Origin of the sequence: Mycobacterium sp. UM_CSW, from assembly GCF_000455205.1 — a bacterium.
In the GTDB taxonomy this organism is placed as follows: Bacteria; Actinomycetota; Actinomycetes; order Mycobacteriales; family Mycobacteriaceae; genus Mycobacterium.
In genome coordinates this window covers 1-5,433 of record NZ_AUWQ01000151.1, presented here as the reverse complement: position 1 = coordinate 5,433, position 5,433 = coordinate 1, and the positions used below count along the sequence as shown (strand labels likewise).

The following is a 5,433-nucleotide window of genomic DNA, read 5'->3' as shown; positions in this document are numbered from 1 at the left end:
CTGCCCAACCTGGGTGCGGACATCAACGCCGCGCTCAACGCGGTGTTGTCCGGGGCGTTGACGCTGCCGCCTTTCACCTTCCCGGCCTTGCCTCCGCTCACGCTGCCTAACCTGGGTGCGCTGGGTGTGGGATTGAGCGCGGCGTTGAACGGGATCGGTGGTTCGATCAGCGCGTCGCTGAATGGGCTGGGAGCGTCGCTGAACGCGATGTTGTCGGGAAGCCTGAACCTGGGCGCCAACCTCAACGCGTTTATCCAGACCGGTGAAACGCTGGCGGCGAACTTCGCCAGCAACATCGGAGCGGGCCTGAACGCGGCGATCCAGACCGGCGAGAACCTGGCCGCCAACTTCGCTGCCGCGTTGTCGACGCTGTCCATTCCCAACTTGGGACTGTCTATCAATGCGGCGCTGTCGGCTAACCTCGGCGCCGCGCTGAACGGCCTGCTACAGGCCACCGGATCCCTGACAGGCGGCCTCACCGGCGGCCTCGCGGGCCTGGTCCATGCGGGTGAAACCCTGGGCGGGAGCCTGGCGACGGGCTTGGCCGGGTTGGCCGGCACGGGTAACGCGTTGGCGAATATCTGGGAGAACACCGCGGCCCAGATCGGTGGCGCGCTCTTCGGTGGTTTCGCGGCGACCCTGGGTGTGGGCACTCCGGGCGTGCTCGGACTCGGCACCGCCCTGGCGGCCGGCCTGTCCGGCGCGGCCAACACGTTGGAGCAGACCGGCGGCTCGCTCGTCGTGTCCATCAACACCGCCCTGACCGACCTCGAGCTCTCGCTGCAGGCGGCCATCGACGCCAGCCTGGGCATCGGGATCGCCGCATAGCCCGGTGGCGCCCAGGAGAGTCGTGTAGGCCTCGCTCTTCCGAAGCGAAGCGATGCCTTGCCCGACGCGACCTCCTGGGCGCACACCGCCTCCGTTTGACCTGCGGAATGGATTTGCAAACTACTGCATAACCATGCAGAATCGTCGAGATGGCCGACGTATTGAGGGTGGCGGTTGCCGGTGCCACCGGCTATGCAGGCGGGGAAATCCTACGGCTCCTGCTCGGGCACCCGGGCTACGTCGACGGCCGCCTCACGATCGGCGCTCTGACCGCGGCGGCAAGCGCCGGCAGCACACTGGGTGAGCACCATCCGCATCTGATCCCGTTGGCCCAGCGCGTGGTCGAGCCGACGGACGAAGGCGTCCTGAAAAACCACGACGTGGTGTTCCTGGCACTGCCACATGGCAATTCGGCCGCCCTGGCCGAACGGCTCGGCCCGGACACCCTGATCATCGACTGCGGCGCCGACTTCCGCCTCACCGATCCCGGCGCATGGGAACGGTTCTACGGAACAAGCCACGCCGGCAGCTGGCCCTACGGGCTGCCGGAGCTGCCCGGCGGACGCGAGCGGCTGCGCGGCGCCCGCCGCATCGCGGTTCCCGGCTGCTACCCGACGGCGGCGCTGCTCGCGCTGGTGCCCGCGATGGCCGAGGACCTCATCGAGCCGGCGGTCACGGTCGTCGCCGTCAGCGGCACCTCGGGGGCCGGCCGCGCCGCCAAGACCGACCTGCTCGGCTCGGAGATCATCGGTTCGGCGCGCGCCTACAACATCGCCGGGGCGCACCGGCACACCCCCGAAATCGCCCAGGGGCTACGGGCCGTCACCGATCGCGACGTCACCGTGTCGTTCACCCCGGTGTTGATCCCGACTTCCCGCGGCATCTTGGCCACCTGCACCGCGCGCACCCGAGCGCCGCTGTCGCAGCTGCGGGCCGCCTATGAAAAGGCCTACGACGCCGAGCTTTTCGTCTACCTGATGCCCGACGGGCAGCTGCCCCGCACGGGGGCGGTGATCGGCAGCAACGCGACCCACATCGCCGTCGCGGTGGACGAGGCTGCGGAGACGTTCGTGGCGATCGCAGCGATCGACAACCTGGTGAAGGGCACGGGCGGCGCCGCGGTGCAGTCGATGAACCTGGCGCTCGGTTGGCCTGAGGGCGAAGGCCTTTCGGTGGTGGGGGTGGCGCCGTGACGGAACTTGCCGCCACCGCGCGGTTGCTGCGGGAACAGGGTGTCACCGCCCCGGCCGGGTTCCGGGCGGCCGGCATCGCCGCAGGGATCAAGGCATCCGGGGCCCGCGACCTCGCGCTGGTCTTCAACGAGGGGCCCGACTATGCGGCCGCGGGGGTCTTCACCCGCAACAAGGTCAAGGCCGCGCCGGTGTTGTGGACCCAACAGGTCCTGACCACCGGACAGTTGCGGGCGGTGATCCTCAATTCCGGTGGCGCGAACGCCTGCACGGGTCCCGGCGGCTTCCAGGACACCCATGCCACCGCGGAAGCGGTCGCGGCGGCGCTGTCGGACTGGGGCACTGAGACCGGCGCCATCGAGGTCGGTGTCTGCTCGACCGGGCTGATCGGCGATCGGCTGCCGATGGACAAGGTGCTCGCCGGGGTGCGCGAGATCGTGCGCGAGATGGCCGGCGGGCTGACCGGCGGCGAGGACGCCGCCCAGGCCATCATGACCACCGACACCGTACCCAAACAGGTTGCGCTGCATCATCCCAACAATTGGACGGTCGGCGGGATGGCCAAGGGCGCGGGCATGTTGGCCCCGTCGCTGGCAACCATGCTGTGCGTGCTCACCACCGATGCGGCCGCTGGCCCGGAGGCGCTCGACCGGGCGCTGCGGCACGCCACCGCCCGTACCTTCGATCGGCTCGACATCGACGGCTGCTGCTCGACCAACGACACGGTGCTGCTGCTGGCCTCGGGCGCCAGCGAGGTCACCCCGTCCCAGGCCGACCTCGACGAGGCGGTGCTGCGGGTCTGCGACGACCTGTGCGCGCAGCTGCAGGCCGACGCCGAGGGCGTCACCAAACGCGTCACCGTCACCGTGACCGGCGCCGCCTCCGAGGATGACGCGCTGACGGCGGCGCGGGCGATCGCCCGCGACAGCCTGGTCAAGACGGCGGTATTCGGGTCCGACCCGAACTGGGGCCGGGTGCTCGCGGCCGTCGGCATGGCGCCGGTCGCCCTCGAACCGGACCGGATCAGGGTGTCGTTCAACGGTTTTGCGGTGTGCGTCGACGGCGTAGGCGCGCCCGGCGCGCGCGAGGTCGACCTTTCCGGCGCCGACATCGACATCACCGTGGACCTTCGGGTCGGGGACGGGCGGGCCGCCGTCCGGACCACGGACCTCTCGCACGGGTACGTCGAAGAGAATTCGGCCTACAGCTCATGAGCCTCCGCGTCGAAGAATTGCCCACCCAGATCAAAGCGCAGGTGCTCGCCGAAGCCCTGCCCTGGCTCAAGCAGTTGCACGGCAAGATCGTCGTCATCAAGTACGGCGGCAACGCCATGACCGACGACGCGCTGCGCCACGCCTTCGCGGCCGACATGGCGTTTCTGCGTAACTGCGGCATCCACCCCGTCGTGGTGCACGGCGGCGGACCCCAAATCACCGCCATGCTGCGCCGCCTCGGCATCGAAGGCGACTTCAAGGGCGGCTTCCGGGTCACCACCCCCGAAGTGCTCGACGTGGCGCGGATGGTGTTGTTCGGGCAGGTGGGCCGCGAACTGGTGAACCTGATCAACGCGCACGGACCGTACGCCGTCGGCATCACCGGCGAGGACGCGCAACTGTTCACCGCGGTGCGGCGCAGCGTCACGGTCGACGGCGTGGCCACTGACATCGGGCTGGTGGGCGACGTCGAGCTGGTCAACACCGCCGCCGTGCTGGATCTGATTGCGGCACGCCGCATTCCGGTGGTCTCGACGCTGGCGCCCGATGCCGAGGGCGTCGTCCACAACATCAACGCCGACACCGCTGCGGCGGCGCTGGCCGAAGCCCTGGGAGCCGAAAAGCTGTTGATGCTCACCGATGTCGAAGGCCTGTACACCAGCTGGCCGGACCGCGAGTCGTTGGTCAGCGAAATCGACACCGTCGCGCTGGCGCGACTGTTGCCCACGCTGGAGACCGGCATGATCCCCAAAGTCGAGGCGTGCTTGCGGGCGGTCACCGGGGGTGTGCCCAGCGCGCACGTCATCGACGGCCGGGTCGAACACTGCGTGCTCGTCGAGCTTTTCACCGATGCGGGCACCGGAACCAAAGTGGTGGCCTCATGAGTAACAGCGACGCGATGCGGCAGCGGTGGGACGCCGTGATGATGCACAACTACGGCACCCCGCCCGTCGCGCTCGCCAGCGGAGACGGCGCCCTCGTCACCGACGTGGACGGCAAGACCTACGTGGACCTGCTCGGCGGCATCGCGGTCAACGTCCTCGGCCATCGCCACCCGGCCGTCATCGAGGCCGTCACGCACCAGATGGCCACGCTTGGGCACACCTCCAACCTCTATGCCACCGAGCCGGGCATCGCACTGGCCGAGGAGCTGGTCGCCCTGCTCGGCGCCGACGCGCCGGCGCGGGTGTTCTTTTGCAACTCCGGCACCGAGGCCAACGAGGTGGCGTTCAAGATGTCGCGGCTCACGGGCCGCACCAAACTGGTTGCCGCGCAGGAGGCGTTCCACGGCCGCACAATGGGATCCCTGGCGCTGACGGGCCAGCCGAGCAAGCAGGCGCCGTTCGAACCGCTACCCGGTTACGTCACCCATGTGCCGTACGGCGACACCGACGCGCTGGCCGCGGCGGTCGGCGACGACACCGCCGCGGTGTTCCTCGAGCCGATCATGGGGGAGAGCGGCGTCGTCGTCCCGCCCGAGGGCTACCTGGCCGCCGCGCGGGACATCACGGCACGCCACGGCGCCCTGCTGATCCTCGACGAGGTGCAGACCGGAATGGGCCGCACCGGAGCGTTTTTCGCCCACCAGCACGACGGCATCACCCCCGACGTGGTGACCATGGCCAAGGGACTCGGCGGCGGGCTGCCCATCGGGGCCTGCCTGGCCGTCGGGCCGGCCGCCGAGCTGCTCACCCCCGGCCTGCACGGCAGCACCTTCGGCGGCAACCCCATCTGCACCGCGGCCGCGCTGGCGGTGCTGCGGGTGATCGCCACGGAGGATCTGGTCCGGCACGCCGAGGTGCTGGGCAAGTCCGTGCGCGACGGCATCGAACGGCTCGGGCACCCGCTGATCGACCACGTGCGCGGCCGCGGATTGCTCTGGGGCATCGTGCTTTCGGCGACGGCGGCCAAGGCGACCGAGGCCGCGGCGCGGGACGCCGGATTCCTGGTCAACGCGGCGGCCCCCGACGTCATCCGGCTGGCGCCACCGCTGATCATCGCCGAGGACCAGATCGACGCCTTCATCGCCGCCTTGCCGACCATCCTCGATACCGCCAAGGCGGCAATGTGATTCGGCACTTCCTGCGCGACGACGATCTGTCACCCGCCGAACAGGCCGAGGTGCTCGACCTGGCGGCCGAACTGAAGAAGGACCCGTTCGCCCGCCGCCCGCTCGACGGGCCGCGCGGGGTCGCGGTCAT

At 70.0% G+C, this 5,433-nt stretch carries 5 protein-coding genes and 1 pseudogene; all 6 read left to right on the top strand.

Annotation, left to right across the window (positions count from 1 at the left end; genetic code table 11):
- A partial coding sequence (locus tag N415_RS32095; protein WP_068189811.1) for a hypothetical protein occupies positions 1-828 on the top strand: 828 nt, incomplete at its 5' end.
- A gap of 149 nt (positions 829-977) precedes the next feature.
- Complete coding sequence (argC, locus tag N415_RS29920) at positions 978-2,021, top strand: N-acetyl-gamma-glutamyl-phosphate reductase (protein ID WP_068189807.1); 1,044 nt, start codon at positions 978-980, stop codon at positions 2,019-2,021.
- A complete protein-coding gene (gene argJ, locus N415_RS29915; protein WP_068189801.1) occupies positions 2,018-3,232 on the top strand; it encodes a bifunctional glutamate N-acetyltransferase/amino-acid acetyltransferase ArgJ in 1,215 nt (404 codons plus the stop codon). The genes argC and argJ overlap by 4 nt, the downstream gene beginning before the upstream one ends.
- Positions 3,229-4,116, top strand: a complete 888-nt coding sequence (argB, locus tag N415_RS29910; protein ID WP_068189797.1) for an acetylglutamate kinase — start codon at positions 3,229-3,231, stop codon at positions 4,114-4,116. The genes argJ and argB overlap by 4 nt, the downstream gene beginning before the upstream one ends.
- Positions 4,113-5,303, top strand: coding sequence for an acetylornithine transaminase (locus N415_RS29905; RefSeq protein ID WP_068189794.1), 1,191 nt, complete (start codon positions 4,113-4,115; stop codon positions 5,301-5,303). Before argB ends, N415_RS29905 begins: the two co-directional genes overlap by 4 nt.
- Positions 5,300-5,433, top strand: a pseudogene (locus tag N415_RS31785) (ornithine carbamoyltransferase); the annotation flags it as partial. The gene N415_RS29905 and the pseudogene N415_RS31785, both read left to right, overlap by 4 nt.